Annotated in this window: 11 protein-coding genes; 10 read left to right on the top strand and 1 reads right to left on the bottom strand. The window is 71.1% G+C overall.

What is annotated here, in order from left to right; translation table 11 throughout:
• Positions 1-421 precede the first annotated feature (421 nt).
• A complete protein-coding gene (locus OHA05_RS14920; RefSeq protein ID WP_328860841.1) occupies positions 422-934 on the top strand; it encodes a DUF4760 domain-containing protein in 513 nt (170 codons plus the stop codon).
• Positions 935-1004: 70 nt separating this feature from the next.
• On the opposite strand, the gene OHA05_RS14915 is transcribed toward OHA05_RS14920, so the two are convergent.
• Entirely contained in the window at positions 1005-2726 is a 1722-nt protein-coding gene (locus OHA05_RS14915; RefSeq protein WP_328860840.1) for a dolichyl-phosphate-mannose--protein mannosyltransferase, read from the bottom strand.
• A gap of 53 nt (positions 2727-2779) precedes the next feature.
• Between OHA05_RS14915 and rsmI the strand changes: the two genes are divergently transcribed.
• From rsmI to OHA05_RS14870, 9 genes are all read left to right on the top strand, one after another.
• Entirely contained in the window at positions 2780-3667 is an 888-nt protein-coding gene (gene rsmI, locus OHA05_RS14910) for a 16S rRNA (cytidine(1402)-2'-O)-methyltransferase (protein WP_328860839.1), read from the top strand.
• Between the two features lie 128 nt (positions 3668-3795).
• Positions 3796-4224 carry a hypothetical protein gene (locus OHA05_RS14905; protein ID WP_328860838.1) on the top strand — a complete coding sequence of 143 codons (429 nt, stop codon included), beginning with the start codon at positions 3796-3798 and terminating at the stop codon, positions 4222-4224.
• Between the two features lie 33 nt (positions 4225-4257).
• Positions 4258-5157 (top strand): TatD family hydrolase, encoded by a 900-nt coding sequence (locus OHA05_RS14900; RefSeq protein WP_328860837.1) that lies wholly within the window; start codon positions 4258-4260, stop codon positions 5155-5157.
• A gap of 507 nt (positions 5158-5664) precedes the next feature.
• Positions 5665-6999, top strand: coding sequence for a ubiquitin-like domain-containing protein (locus tag OHA05_RS14895; protein WP_328860836.1), 1335 nt, complete (start codon positions 5665-5667; stop codon positions 6997-6999).
• A complete protein-coding gene (gene rsmA / locus OHA05_RS14890; protein WP_313945836.1) occupies positions 6996-7853 on the top strand; it encodes a 16S rRNA (adenine(1518)-N(6)/adenine(1519)-N(6))-dimethyltransferase RsmA in 858 nt (285 codons plus the stop codon). The genes OHA05_RS14895 and rsmA overlap by 4 nt, the downstream gene beginning before the upstream one ends.
• Positions 7850-8761, top strand: coding sequence for a 4-(cytidine 5'-diphospho)-2-C-methyl-D-erythritol kinase (locus tag OHA05_RS14885; RefSeq protein ID WP_328860835.1), 912 nt, complete (start codon positions 7850-7852; stop codon positions 8759-8761). The genes rsmA and OHA05_RS14885 overlap by 4 nt, the downstream gene beginning before the upstream one ends.
• A 137-nt stretch (positions 8762-8898) precedes the next feature.
• Positions 8899-10236, top strand: a complete 1338-nt coding sequence (locus OHA05_RS14880) for an acyltransferase family protein (protein WP_328860834.1) — start codon at positions 8899-8901, stop codon at positions 10234-10236.
• A gap of 47 nt (positions 10237-10283) precedes the next feature.
• Positions 10284-12083 carry an ABC-F family ATP-binding cassette domain-containing protein gene (locus OHA05_RS14875; RefSeq protein ID WP_313945839.1) on the top strand — a complete coding sequence of 600 codons (1800 nt, stop codon included), beginning with the start codon at positions 10284-10286 and terminating at the stop codon, positions 12081-12083.
• A 565-nt stretch (positions 12084-12648) separates the two neighbouring features.
• Complete coding sequence (locus OHA05_RS14870) at positions 12649-14418, top strand: outer membrane protein assembly factor BamB family protein (RefSeq protein ID WP_328860833.1); 1770 nt, start codon at positions 12649-12651, stop codon at positions 14416-14418.
• The last annotated feature ends 50 nt before the right edge of the window (positions 14419-14468 follow it).

Genomic DNA, 14468 nt, shown 5'->3' with positions numbered 1-14468 from the left:
CCGCGCGATGCGCATCTGACGCCGGGCTGCGTCGACCGACGGGACCAGTGCGGAGTAAGCCGCCCGCTTCTTCGCGATCGTCTCAGCGTCGTGTTGAGCGATTCGCTGCAGCCGCGCGACATTGAGCTGCGCGCGAGCCTGCAGTCTCGCGCCGGCCCAGGTGGCGAGCGCCCCGGCCACCGCTCCACTGGCGCCCGACGCCGCTCCGATGGCAATCCCCCATTGACCATTCATGCGGCCTGACGCTGCGGGCTGATCCGAAGGGCTGGAAGAAGACATGGCGATCAATGCGAACGTCCCTCGGCTGCCCGCACCGGCGTGAAAGGGGTGCCGCGCCATCGGCCAAAGAGGTGCGGCCTGGCGGTGACGTCGACTTACGCCGTAGCGTGAAGTGGTCTGCGGCTGGAGGCAAAGAGTGAACGTGGCAGCGCTTGTCCTGTCGATCGCGGCGCTTGTGGTTTCTGTTCTCTTCTCTTACCGGCGGGAAACGCTGGCCCGGCATGCCAACACCCTCCCGGTGCTTGTCGACTTCTTCAGCCAGCACCGAAGTGATCGCCTTGCTGATGCCCGGGATTTCGTCTACAAGGAAATGTGCACGTACGACCTCTCGCAGGGGCTGGCCGGACTGCCGGAGGAACGGCGCACTCAGGTGCGTGAACTCGCCTGGTTCTACGACAACCTCGGTGCATTGGTCACGCACAAGGTCGTGGATATCAAGCCTGTTTCCGGCTATCTCGGTGTCTCGGTAGTGCTGACCTGGGAGAAGCTGGAGCCGCTCATCAAAGCGGAGAGGGCGGCGAGGACTCCTTCGGGTGTCGATCCTGAGCGTTGGCAGGTGTACTTCGAGAATCTCTACCTTCTCGTGAAACGCACCCCACCGGCCAAGGCCCGGGAATCACAACGCCGTTGGATCGTTTCTCGGACCCGGTCGTAGAAGCGTCCACGGCCGTCCGAAGGCATTCCTCGCCGTCGTATGACGGCGAGGAACGGCGACATGGCTCCCGCTAGACCCAGGTGTCCAGCCACATCCTGTTGCGCCAGTCCTCCACCGGGATCGGCGTCCCCGTGTACAGCGGGTGGAAGTAGATGAAGTTCCAGATGATCAGCAGCACCAGCACACCCGCGCCGATCGCGCCGATCGCACGGCGGCGTTCGTCCGAGCCCGGTGGGCCCAGGATCGCGCCGAGCATCATGGCGACCGCCAGACACAGGAACGGCACGAACACCACCGCGTAGAACAGGAAGATCGTGCGCTCCTGGTAGAAGAACCACGGCACCCACCCGGCCGCGATGCCGCACGCGATCGCGCCCGCGCGCCAGTCGCGGCGGAACAGCCAGCGCCACAGGATGTAGGCGATCGCGAAGCAGGCCGCCCACCACAGCAGCGGGGTGCCGAGGGCCAGGACCTCGGACGCGCACTTGTCGGCCGCGTCCGAGGGGCAGCCGCCGACGCCCGCGGACGGGGACTCGTAGTAGTACGAGACCGGGCGGCCCAGCACGATCCAGCTCCAGGGGTTGGACTGGTACGTGTGGCCCGAGGTCAGGTTGACGTGGAACTGGTAGACCTCGGTCTCGTAGTGCCACAGACTGCGCAGCCAGTCCGGCAGCCAGGTGAAGCTGCCGCCCTTGCCCGCCGTCCCCGCCCAGTCGCGGAAGTAGCCCTTGTCGGTGACGATCCAGCCGGTCCACGAGGCGATGTACGTGGCGATCGCCACCGGCACCGTCGAGACGAAGGCGGGCACCAGGTCCTTCTTCAGCACCGCCCTGTACGGCTGCACCGCGCCGGCCGTGCGGCGGGCGCCCGCGTCCCACAGCACCGTCAGCAGACCGAACGCGGCCATCACATAGAGGCCGTTCCACTTGGTGGCGGCGGCCAGGCCGAGCATCAGGCCCGCCGTCAGCCGCCACGGCCGCCAGCCGAGCCGCAGGGTCTCGGCGACCGTGGCGTCCGGCCGCAGCACGCCGTCCTCGTCCACCGGCAGCGCGGCCGCGAGTCTGCGGCGCGCCCAGTCCCGGTCGACGACCAGCGCTCCGAAGGCCGCGAGCACGAAGAACATCAGCACCAGGTCGAGCAGAGCCGTACGGCTCATCACGAAGTGCAGACCGTCCACGGCGAGCAGCGCTCCCGCGAGACAGCCGAGGAACGTGGAGCGGAACAGCCGGCGGCCGATGCGGCAGAGCATCAGCACCGACAGCGTGCCGAGCACCGCCACCATGAACCGCCAGCCGAAGGGCGTGAAGCCGAACAGCTGCTCACCGATGCCGATGACCCACTTGCCGACCGGCGGATGGACCACATAGCCGGGGTCCGTGGGGATCGGGACGGACGAGGGGTCCCGCAGGATCGACTTGTCGATGTCCTTCGGCCAGCTGCCCTCGTACCCCTGGTTGATCAGGGCCCAGGCGTCCTTGGCGTAGTAGGTCTCGTCGAATATCACCGCCTTCGGCGAGCCCAGGTTCCAGAACCGGAGCACGCCCGCGACCAGCGCGACCAGCAGCGGTCCGCCCCAGGCCGCCGTCCGCAGCAGCGGGTTCACCACGGCCGGAGGGATGCCGAACACCGGCCACAGCCGTTCGGAGGGGCGGGTGTAGGGCGGCACCAGGCGTTCGCGCAGCCCGATCACGGGCCGGGGCGCGTAGCCGAATCTGCGCAGCCGTTGCTGCCAGTCGGCGGGCTGCTGATCGGCGTCCTTGCCCTGAAGGGTCTTCGGCGCGGTACTGGTCACCGCGCCATCGTAGGGAACGCCACTGTGCGAGTCGTGCGCACGGCCCTGGGAGGATGGCCCGTGTGACAGGAACGCTGGTACTCGCAGGGACGCCCATCGGCGATGTGGCGGACGCGCCTCCCCGGCTCGCCGCCGAGCTGGAGGGCGCCGACATCGTCGCCGCCGAGGACACCCGGCGGCTCCGCCGCCTCACCCAGGCCCTCGGTGTGCACACCACGGGGCGGGTCGTGTCCTACTTCGAGGGCAACGAGAGCGCCCGTACGCCGGAGCTCGTCGAGGCCCTCGCCGGCGGCGCCCGGGTGCTGCTGGTCACCGACGCCGGCATGCCCTCGGTCTCCGACCCCGGCTACCGGCTGGTCGCCGCGGCCGTCGAGAAGGACATCAAGGTCACCGCGGTCCCCGGGCCGTCCGCCGTTCTCACCGCGCTCGCCCTGTCGGGACTGCCGGTCGACCGCTTCTGCTTCGAGGGTTTCCTGCCGCGCAAGGCCGGTGAACGGCTCGGCCGGCTGCGCGAGGTCGAGTCCGAGCGGCGCACGCTCGTCTACTTCGAGGCGCCCCACCGTCTGGACGACACCCTCGCCGCGATGGCCGAGGTCTTCGGCCCCGAGCGCCGGGCCGCGGTCTGCCGCGAGCTGACCAAGACGTACGAAGAGGTCAAGCGCGGCGGCCTGGGAGAACTGGCGGCGTGGGCGGCCGAGGGCGTACGCGGCGAGATCACGGTCGTGGTGGAGGGTGCGCCGGCCGCCGGACCCGGAGATCTCGACGCCGAGGAGCTGGTGCGCAGGGTGCGGGTGCGCGAGGAGGCGGGGGAGCGGCGCAAGGAGGCCATCGCGGCGGTCGCCGTCGAAGCAGGCGTGCCCAAACGCGAGGTGTTCGATGCCGTCGTGGCGGCAAAGAATGCGGATCGTCCGGCCCCCGGGGACGGCAAAGGACTATCGTAAAAGGCAAAGCGCAGACCGTGTCCTGCCCCTTTGTGCATGGGAAGGCCCAAGACCAATCCATTAATCGACAGGCGCTGATGCGCTCCCGCCGTCAAAGGCGTCCACTGGATCGGTGGAGAGGAGCTGGCATGAGTGAGGTCACAGGCACCGCCAAGGTCCATGAGGCATACGCGTTCTGCTGCATGCGCTGTGGGCACGGCTGGGAGCAGTCCTACGAAATAGAGCACCATGTGGACGGCGCCGGCCAGGAATTCATCGTCTACAAGGCGGACGGGGTGCGGGTGCCGTCGCCGCTCTCGAGCCCGACCTGCACCAACTGCGGGGGGCATGTCGTCAGGATCATGCGGTCCGGACAGGTCTCCTCGGTACTCGACCTGATGGCGCGTCCCGCCGCACCACGCCCCGCGAAGTCCGCGCGTCCCGCCCGGAAGGCATCGGCGGAGGGGGACGGGGTGCAGCAGCCGGACAGCACGGTCGTGCACCAGGCGGCGAGCCCGGAGAAGCCGGCGCACCACTGGCATCTCTCCGATCTGCTCCACCCGTTCCACCGCAAGTGAGCTCGCGGGCGCGGGCCTCGTAGGATCGCGCCCATGAGTGCGAAGTCCGACCCGCCGCCGCTGCCCGACCCCCTGCGGGTCCCGGTCGCCGATTCCCACACCCACCTGGACATGCAGGAGGGCACGGTCGAGGAGGCCCTGGCCAGGGCGGCCGCGGTGGGGGTGACGGCGGTCGTGCAGGTCGGCTGCGACATCAAGGGCTCGCGCTGGGCCGCGCAGACGGCCGCCGACCACGACGCGGTGCACGCCGCCGTCGCGCTCCACCCCAACGAGGCGCCCCGGATCGTGCTGGGGGAGCATGGGGGCACCTCCCAGCCCCCTGGGGCTGGGGGAGGGTGGTCGCGGCAGGGGGCGCGTGAGGGTGGCGGCGACAGTGCGCTCGACGACGCGCTCGCCGAGATCGACGCGCTCGCCGCGCTGCCGCAGGTGCGCGCGGTCGGCGAGACCGGACTCGACTACTACCGCACGGGCCCCGACGGAATCGCCGCCCAGGAACGCTCCTTCCGCGCGCATATCGAGATCGCGAAAAGGCACGACAAGGCCCTCGTGATCCATGACCGCGAGGCGCACGCCGATGTCCTGCGCATTCTCGCCGAGGAAGGCGCACCCGCACGGACCGTCTTCCACTGCTATTCCGGCGACGCGGAAATGGCGGAGATCTGCGCGGCCGCGGGCTACTACATGTCCTTCGCCGGCAATGTGACCTTCAAGAACGCGCAGCCGCTGCGGGACGCGCTCGCCGTCGCGCCCCGAGAACTCGTGCTCGTCGAAACGGATGCGCCGTTTCTCACGCCGGTGCCCTACCGCGGACGGCCTAACGCGCCGTATCTCATTCCGGTCACGCTGCGCGCCATGGCCGCAGTGAAGGGGCTCGACGAGGACACCCTGGCGGCCGCTGTCTCCGCCAACACCGCCGAGGCGTTCGGTTACTGACGGATAACGGGTCGAGGCCGCCGTAGGCCTCGCACAGGGTGTCGACGCGACACTGGGTAGCCGAGTCGCTTTGGAGAGTGACCGCAGCTCCGATAGTGTCCCGGGCCGCAACGCCATCGGGCGGACCGGAACCGGACCTTACGGAGCGTCGTGAGCAATTCGCAGGGCAGTCACCGTGCCGCACGAGGCGTTCGCCGCGCTGCGACCAGAGCCGCCGAACCGTACGAACCACCCGGCCCCACGAAGCCGTCGTTCCCGCAGGACCGCACGGTGGCAGGCTGGACGCCCACGTACGTCGGTCCGGCGCCGGGGGGCTCCCCGGGCGGAGGGCCGGGACCGTACGACGCGGCGGTGACGCGGGCCGGGAGCCCGGGACCGTACGACGCGGCGGTGACGCGGGCCGGGAGCCCGGGACCGTACGACGCGGCGGTGACGCGGGCCGGGAGCCCGGGACCGTACGACGCGGCGGTGACGCGGGCCGGGGGCCCGGGACCGTACGACGCGGCGGTGACCGGCCCTCGCTCACCCGACCCGTACGAGATCCCTCCGCCCGGGGAGCCCGGCGGAGGGTCGGCCGACGCGTACGCCGCCGCCTACGCGCCGACCGTGCCCGCCCTCGCACTGCCGCGCCAGAACTCCGCCGTCCGCCCCGCGGGCGTCCCCGAACCTCCCGGGCCCGCCGGAGGGATGCCGCCCTCCGGCCGGGCCGAGGCCCGCAGGGCGGCGCGGCGGCGGAAGACCTCCGACCGGCCCGACACCTTCCGCAAGCTCGTGCCCCAGGCCCTCGTCGTCGCCTTCCTGGCGGGCGGGACCTCGGCGTTCGTCGCGAGCGACAAGGACGTACGCCTCACCGTCGACGGGGTGCCCCGCACCCTGCACACCTTCGCCGACGACGTGCAGGAGCTGCTCGACGACGAGGGGCTGGCCGTCGGCCGGCACGACATCGTCGCGCCCGGCCCCGGCGCCGATCTCGCCAGCGGCGACGACATCGTCGTCCGCTACGGCCGGCCCGTCATCCTCACCCTCGACGGACAGCGCCGCCAGGTGTGGACCACCGCCCGTACCGTCGACGAGGCGCTGCGCCAGCTCGGCGTGCGGGCCGAGGGCGCCTACATGTCCGTCTCGCGCTCCTCGGTCATCTCCCGCACCGGTCTCGCCCTGGACGTACGGACCGAGCGGACCGTGACCTTCATGGCCGACGGCCGCGAGCGGACCGTCCGGACGAACGCCGCCACCGTCCAGGCGGCGCTCCACGACGCGGGCATCGCGCTCGGCGGCCAGGACACCACCTCCGTACCGCTCGGCAGCTTCCCCCGTGACGGGCAGACCGTCACCGTCATGCGCATCACCGGCAGCCAGCAGGTGCGCGAGGAGCCCGTCGGCTACGACGTCGTGCGGACCCGGGACTCCGCCCTCTTCGCCGGTACGGAGGTCGTCGAGCAGCAGGGCAGGTCCGGTGTGCGCCGTGTCACCTATGCGCTGCGGACCGTCAACGGCGTGAAGCAGAAGCCCCGCAGGATCGCCGAGGAGATGGTGCGGCAGCCGGTGACCCAGCGGATCAGGGTCGGCACCCGGCAGTTGCCGGACTCCGTGCAGGGCGCGGACGGGCTGGACTGGGGCGCCCTCGCGCACTGCGAGTCCGGCGGACGGTCGGGTGCGGTGGACGCGTCGGGGACGTACGGCGGGCTCTACCAGTTCGACACCGGGACCTGGCAAGCCCTCGGCGGGAGCGGACGGCCCCAGGACGCCTCCTCGTCGGAACAGACCTTCCGGGCCAAGAAGCTCTACGTGCAAAGGGGGGCGAGTCCGTGGCCGCACTGCGGCCGTAGGCTGTATCGGTGAGCACCACTGAGCCCGACGCCCTCCTCGGCCCCGCCGACATCCGTGAACTGGCCGCCGCGCTGGGCGTACGCCCCACCAAGCAGCGCGGCCAGAACTTCGTCATCGACGCGAACACCGTCCGCCGGATCGTCCGCACGGCAGGCGTCCGCGAGGACGACGTGGTCGTCGAGGTCGGGCCCGGGCTCGGTTCGCTGACCCTGGCGCTGCTGGAGGCGGCCGACCGGGTCGTGGCGGTGGAGATCGACGACGTCCTGGCGGCGGCGCTGCCCTCGACGATCGTGGCCCGGCTGCCCGAGCGGGTCGCGAACTTCTCGCTGGTGCACTCCGACGCCATGCTCGTCGACGAACTGCCCGGCGTGGAGCCCACCGCGCTGGTCGCCAACCTTCCGTACAACGTCGCCGTACCGGTCCTCCTGCACATGCTGGACCGCTTCCCGACCATCGAGCGGACGCTGGTGATGGTGCAGGCGGAGGTCGCCGACCGGCTCGCGGCCGCACCCGGCAACAAGGTCTACGGTGTCCCCTCCGTGAAGGCGAACTGGTACGCCGAGGTGAAGCGGGCCGGATCCATCGGGCGCAACGTCTTCTGGCCGGCGCCCAATGTGGACTCCGGTCTGGTGTCCCTGGTCCGCAGGGACCCCCCGAAGACCACCGCGACGAAGCGTGAGGTCTTCGCCGTCGTCGACGCGGCGTTCGCCCAGCGCCGCAAGACCCTGCGGGCCGCGCTCGCCGGATGGGCGGGATCGCCCGCCGCGGCGGAGACGGCCCTGGTCGCCGCGGGCATCTCGCCGCAGGCGCGCGGCGAGGCCCTGACGGTGGAGGAGTTCGCAAGGATCGCGGAGGCCAAGGCGTGAGCGTCACGAACCCCGGGCCGGTGACGGTACGCGTCCCCGCGAAGGTCAACGTCCAGCTGGCGGTGGGCGGCGCGCGGGCCGACGGGTTCCACGACCTGGCCAACGTCTTCCTCGCCGTGTCGCTGTACGACGAGGTCACGGCCCGCCCCGCGGCCGAGCTGACGGTGACCTGCGAGGGCCCGGACGCCGGCCAGGTCCCGCTGGACCGGACGAATCTGGCGGCGCGGGCCGCGGAACTGCTCGCGGCGCGCCACGGACTGTCGCCCGACGTCCACATCCACATCGCCAAGGACATCCCCGTCGCCGGCGGCATGGCGGGCGGCAGCGCGGACGGCGCCGGAGCCCTGCTCGCCTGCGACGCGCTGTGGGGGCTGGGCTCGTCCCGCGCCGAACTGCTCGCCATCTGCGCGGAGTTGGGCAGTGATGTGCCGTTCAGCCTGGTCGGCGGTGCGGCGCTCGGCACCGGCCGCGGCGAACAGCTCACGGAGCTGACGGTCGGCGGCACCTTCCACTGGGTGTTCGCGGTCGCGGACGGCGGGCTGTCGACCCCCGCGGTGTACGGGGAGTTCGACCGTCTCCACGAGGGAGTGCCGGTCCCCGCGCCCGAGGCGTCCGGGGCGCTGCTCGAAGCCCTGCGTACGGGAGACGCGTCCGCGCTGGCGGCCGCGCTCTCCAACGACCTCCAGCCGGCGGCCCTTTCGCTGCGTCCGTCGCTGCGCACGACGCTGGACACGGGGCTCGCGGCCGGTGCGCTGGCGGCGCTCGTCTCGGGCTCGGGGCCGACGACGGCGTTCCTGGTGAAGGACGAGGACACGGCCGAGTCCGTGGCGCAGGCGCTGCGGTCGTCCGCGACCTGCCGCGCGGCGCGGGTGGCGGTGTCGCCGGCCGGCGGTGCGGTGGTCCTGTAGGCCGCGGCGACTCGGGGTGCGGGCCGCGCTCCGGCGCCCGCGTCCCGTTGGAGCGGCCGGCCGGGGGCACGTACTCAGGGCCGAGTTGAGTATCCGCGCCCTCACCGGGCGGGCCGGCTCCACGGGACCGTGGAGCCATGGGATCAAGCGTTCGTGAGCTCGCCGCCGCCACACCCGGGGACCGGGACCGGTACATAGACCTGCTGCGGGTCGCCTCTCTCGGGACCGTCGTGCTGGGGCACTGGCTGATGGCCGTCGTCACCGACGACGGCGTGGGCAATCTCCTCGCCGTCGTGCCCGAGCTCCAACTGCTCACCTGGGCCTTGCAGATCATGCCCGTCTTCTTCTTCGTCGGCGGGTTCTCGCACGCGCTCTCCTACCGCTCCCTGCGCCGCCGGCACCCCGAGGGCTCCGTCTACTCCGCCTTCCTGCGGGCGCGGCTCCAGCGACTGCTGCGGCCCACGATGGTGTTCATCCTGGTCTGGGGCGCCGCCGCGCTCGTGGTGCAGCTCCTCGGCGGGGACGGCGGGCTGACCGGTGTCGCCCTGCGGCTGGTCGCGCAGCCGCTCTGGTTCATCGGCATCTACCTCGCGATGGTGGCGTTCACCCCGCCCCTGCTGAAGCTGCACGAGCGCTACGGCTGGGCCGCCTTCGTGGCGCTCGTGGCGGGTGCCGTGGCCGTCGACGTGGCACGGTTCGCGTTCGGTGTGCCCTTCGTCGAGTTCCTCAACTTCGCGTTCGTCTGGCTCGCCGTCCACCAGCTCGGCTTCCTGCGCGCCGACGGCCGTATCCGCGTCCCCGCCGCCCTCGCGGCCGGCGGGCTCGCCGCCGCCGTCGCCCTGGTCGTGTACGGGCCGTACCCGCTGTCCATGGTCGGGATGCCCGGCGAGAAGGTCTCCAACATGGCCCCGCCCACCCTGGCGCTCCTGTGCCACGCGCTCTGGCTCGTCGGCGCCGTCGAGCTGCTGCGCGGCCCGGGCACCCGCTTCGCCGAGCGTGCCCGGGTGTGGCGGGGAGTCGTCGCCGCGAACGGGATCGCCATGACGGCGTTCCTGTGGCACCTGACCGCCATGCTCGGCGTCTACGGCGCCTTCCTCGCGCTCGACGTGGCTCTGCCGGAACCGGCCTCCGGCGCCTGGTGGGCGCAGGTCCCGGTCCGCCTCGTACTGGCCGCCGGGCTGACCGCGGTCCTCGTGGCCGCCTTCCGCACCTTCGAGCGCCCGGCCGCGAGCGCCCCCGCGACCGCTCCCGCCGCGTCCACGGGCGGCAGGTCCGGCGGCCCGGTCGCCGCCCTCGGGATCACGCTGTGCCTCTTCGGGGTCCTCGGGCTGTCCATGGTCGGCTTCGGCGGCATGCTGGAGGGCAGGTCGGCGGTGCTGATCGCCGTACGGGTCACGGCCCCGGCCGCCGTCGCGACGGCGCTCGCCGGCTGGTTCCTGGTCGAGCGGGCGGGACGCCGGAACCCGAGTCGCTGACGGCGACTACGCTGGGACGTCGATCCGTCCCCCCGTACAGGAGAAAAATGGCCGTCAATCTGGTCAATGTCGAGGCAGTCAGCAAGGTGTACGGAACCCGTGCCCTGCTCGACGGAGTCTCCCTCGGCGTCTCCGAGGGCGATCGCATCGGCGTCGTCGGCCGCAACGGCGACGGCAAGACGACGCTGATCCGCATGCTCGCCAAGCTGGAGGAGCCCGACACCGGGCGGGTCACCCAGAACAGCGGCCTGCGCCTCGGCGTGCTCACGCAGCACGACTCGCTCGACCCCGAGGCCACCGTGCGGCACGAGGTGATCGGGGACCTCGCCGACCACGAGTGGGCGGGCAGCGCCAAGATCCGTGACGTGCTCACCGGACTGTTCGGCGGGCTGGACATGCCCGGCTTCCCGCAGGGGCTGGACACCGTCATCGCCCCGCTGTCCGGCGGCGAGCGCCGCCGGGTCGCGCTGGCCAAGCTGCTCATCGCCGAGCAGGACCTGATCGTCCTCGACGAGCCGACCAACCATCTCGACGTGGAGGGCATCGCCTGGCTGGCGCAGCACCTCCAGGCCCGGCGCTCGGCCCTCGTCTGCGTCACCCACGACCGCTGGTTCCTCGACCAGGTCTGCACCCGGATGTGGGACGTCCAGCGCGGATCGGTCTTCGAGTACGAGGGCGGCTACAGCGACTACGTCTTCGCCCGCGCCGAGCGCGAGCGCATCGCCGCCACCGAGGAGTCCAAGCGGCAGAACCTGATGCGCAAGGAGCTGGCCTGGCTGCGGCGGGGCGCCCCCGCCCGTACGTCCAAGCCGCGGTACCGCATCGAGGCGGCGAACGAACTGATCGCCGACGTGCCGCCGCCGCGGGACACCAGCGAGCTGATGAAGTTCGCCAGCGCCCGGCTCGGCAAGACGGTCTTCGACCTGGAGGACGTGACCGTCCAGGCCGGTGCGAAGGTGCTGCTCAAGCACCTGACCTGGCAGCTCGGCCCGGGTGACCGGATCGGTCTGGTCGGGGTCAACGGCGCGGGCAAGACCTCGCTGCTGCGCGCGCTGGCCGACGCCGCGGTGAGCGACGGCGAGCAGCAGCCCGCTGCCGGGCGGGTCGTCGTCGGCAAGACGGTCCGGCTGGCGTATCTGTCGCAGGACGTCACCGAGCTTCCGCCGGCGCTGCGCGTGCTGGAGGCCGTCCAGCAGATCCGCGACCGGGTCGACCTCGGCAAGGGCCGGGAGATGACCGCGGGCCAGCTGTGCGAGCAGTTCGGCTTCGGCAAGGAGAAGCAGTGGACCCCGGTGGGGGACCTGTCCGGCGGTGAGCGCCGCAGGCTCCAGCTGCTGCGGCTGCTGATGGCCGAGCCGAACGTCCTTTTCCTCGACGAGCCCACCAACGACCTCGACATCGAGACCCTCACCCAGCTCGAGGACCTGCTCGACGGCTGGCCGGGCACGATGGTCGTGATCTCCCACGACCGGTTCTTCATCGAGCGGACGACCGACCGGACGTTCGCGCTGCTCGGCGACTCCACGCTGCGGATGCTGCCGCGCGGTATCGAGGAGTACCTGGAGCGCCGCCGCCGGATGATCGAGACCGCGGCCCCCGCGCCCGCGCCCGCCCCGGCGGTCAGGGAGAAGACGTCGGGGGACGCCCGCGTCGCGAAGAAGGAGCTCCAGAAGATCGAGCGTCAGCTCGACAAGCTCTCCGACAAGGAGACGCGACTGCACTCCCAAATCGCCGATAACGCCACGGACTTCGAGAAGGTGGCCAAACTGGACGCGGAGCTCAGGGAACTGGTCGGTGAGCGCGAGGAGTTGGAGATGCGCTGGCTGGAGCTGGCCGACGACGCGTAGTCCGAACGCCTTCCAGGTCCGCGTAGAGAGCGCGTGCAGGTCTCGTAACAACGGCATCACGGGCCGGTCCTCCCTTGGGAACAGGGGCGGACCGGCCCCTTGTTCGACACCCCCTGAGTGATAGAAAGAAGCACCGCTCGACTGGTACAGGACAGCGGATTTCATGTCCGAAACGCTTCCTCGCGGAGGTGGGGCGCTCGCCGGATCACCGAGGCGAGCGGCTCGGGCAGCAGGACCGCACAAGGGGGAAGTGCAGATGACTCAGCCGCCCGGGCAGCAACAGCCGCACGGGGGCTCCGGCGTTTCGCGGGGCACGCAGCAAGCGGTTCCTCCCCAGCCGGCCCGGCCGCCCGCTCCGTACGGCGGGCCTCCCGCGCCGCCGCCGCAGCACGACGGTGCACACGCCCGGCCCGGCAGGCGCCGGCTTTCGCACAGCCTCGACGACGCGGAAGAGAGGGAGACGAAAACGATGATGGCCTTTGGCAAGTGACCGCGTTCTGAGTCATTCGGATCCTTCGGACATCCCCAACCCTTCTCCCATCTCCCCACTTCCAGAGGTAGACAAATGACACAGCCGCCGCCGCCCAACCAGCCGCCGCAGCCGCCCAACCAGCCGCCGAACCAGCCTCCGTACGGTGCCCCGCAGCCCCCGGCGCAGCCGCCGCAGGGCCCGCCCGCCGGTGCGCCCGGCTACGGCTACCCGCAGCAGCCGCCCACCCAGCCCGGTTACGGCTACCCGCAGCAGCCTCCGGGGCAGCCGGGTCCGTACAACCAGCAGCCCGGCCCGTACAACCAGCAGCCGGGTCCGTACGGCCAGCAGCCCGGTCCCTACGGCGGCTACCCGACCCAGCCGCAGTACCCGGGTATGCCCACCCCGCCCGGCAACGGCGGCGGAGGCTTCTTCAAGGGCAAGCCCGGTGTCATCATCGGCGCGGCGGTCGCCGGGCTCCTGGTGATCGGCGGCGGTACCTGGTTCGCCCTCAGCGGCGACGACAAGGACGACAAGCAGAAGAACGTCAGCAAGAGCGAAGACCCGAAGCCGTCCACCTCCGAGTCCATCGACCAGGGCGACGGCAACGGCACCGGCCAGGAAGGCAACGACGACCTCAACGCCGGGCGCAAGCCGGGCGAGGCGAAGGTCCTGTTCCTCACGAAGAACGACGTCGACCTGCCCCGCAACGGCGCGGAGACGTTCGGCCCGTGGGTGGCCGGCGACACCGTCGTCAAGGCCATGTACAAGGAGGTCGTCGGCTACTCGGCGACCGACGGCAAGAAGAAGTGGACGCTGACGCTGCCGGCCGAGGTGTGCTCGGCGCCCGCGCAGACCACCACCGACGGCCGGATCGTCATCGGCGTCAAGGACGGTCTCACCGAGAAGGCCAAGTGCCTCAACCTGCAGATGATCGACCTCAAGACCGGCAAGGCGGGCTGGAAGAAGTCCATCCCGAAGGTCAGCGGTTTCGGGGGCCTGTCCGACTTCACCCTGTCGATCAGCGGCAACACCCTCGCCGCGGGCGGCACCGGTAACTCCTACGGCTTCTCCATGGCCGACGGAAAGCAGATCTTCCAGGGCCCGAGCAGCGGCTGCAAGCCGTTCGCCTTCGCCGGCGGCCCCAAGCTGATCGCCGCCGCCAGCTGCCCCACCTCGGACTACAACAAGCCCAAGCACCAGCTGTCGGAGGTCGACCCGGCCACCGGCAAGCCGAAGTGGACGTACAACGCGCCCGTGGGCTGGGAGATCGACAAGGTCTACTCCACCAGCCCGCTCGTCATCTCGCTCACCCAGCGCGAGCCGAAGAAGTGGTCCATCGTCGCGCTCAAGGACAACGGCACGCCCCGCTCGCAGATCGACGGCGGCAAGGACAAGTTCCAGCCCCGCTGCGGCGGCTCGTTCGTGATCTTCGGACAGAACCTCGAGGGCTGCACCGGTGTCGCCGCCGACGCGAACACCTTCTACATGGCCACCGAGCCCGCCCAGGCCGGCAAGGCCAACGAGGTCGTCGCGTTCAACCTGGACACCGGTAAGGCCAAGTGGCGCTCGCCCTCGGGCGGCGACAGCCAGATGACGCCGCTGAAGATGGAGAGCGGCAACGTCATCGTCTACCGCGAGGCGTCCTACGACGCCGGCGGCGCCATCGCCTCGATCGCTCCGACCGGCGGCTCCCCGAAGGTGCTGCTCCAGCACCCGGAGTCGACCGCGGAGATCGAGAACACCTTCTACTCCCCGCACATGGTCTACGCCGACGGCAGGTTCTTCCTCGCCGCGGGCCGGGTCAGCGCGAGCAACGACGCCGAGGAGAAGGAGACGAAGACCATGATGGCCTTCGGCAAGTGACCGCGTCCGAGCACCTGACCGCCGCCCCGCATCCCCTTTCATCCGAGGTA

It is taken from the genome of Streptomyces sp. NBC_00306 (assembly GCF_036169555.1).
GTDB classification, from domain to species: Bacteria; Actinomycetota; Actinomycetes; order Streptomycetales; family Streptomycetaceae; genus Streptomyces; species Streptomyces achmelvichensis.
The sequence above is the reverse complement of the archived record's forward strand: the minus strand, read 5'-3'. Positions and strand labels throughout refer to the sequence as shown.

Excerpts from the sequence above, each read along its gene's own strand:
- rsmI (WP_328860839.1), top strand. The coding sequence starts at position 2,780 with ATGGCCCGTGTGACAGGAACGCTGGTACTCGCAGGGACGCCCATCGGC.
- OHA05_RS14905 (WP_328860838.1), top strand. The coding sequence starts at position 3,796 with ATGAGTGAGGTCACAGGCACCGCCAAGGTCCATGAGGCATACGCGTTC.
- OHA05_RS14900 (WP_328860837.1), top strand. The coding sequence starts at position 4,258 with ATGAGTGCGAAGTCCGACCCGCCGCCGCTGCCCGACCCCCTGCGGGTC.
- OHA05_RS14880 (WP_328860834.1), top strand. The coding sequence starts at position 8,899 with ATGGGATCAAGCGTTCGTGAGCTCGCCGCCGCCACACCCGGGGACCGG.
- OHA05_RS14875 (WP_313945839.1), top strand. The coding sequence starts at position 10,284 with ATGGCCGTCAATCTGGTCAATGTCGAGGCAGTCAGCAAGGTGTACGGA.
- OHA05_RS14870 (WP_328860833.1), top strand. The coding sequence starts at position 12,649 with ATGACACAGCCGCCGCCGCCCAACCAGCCGCCGCAGCCGCCCAACCAG.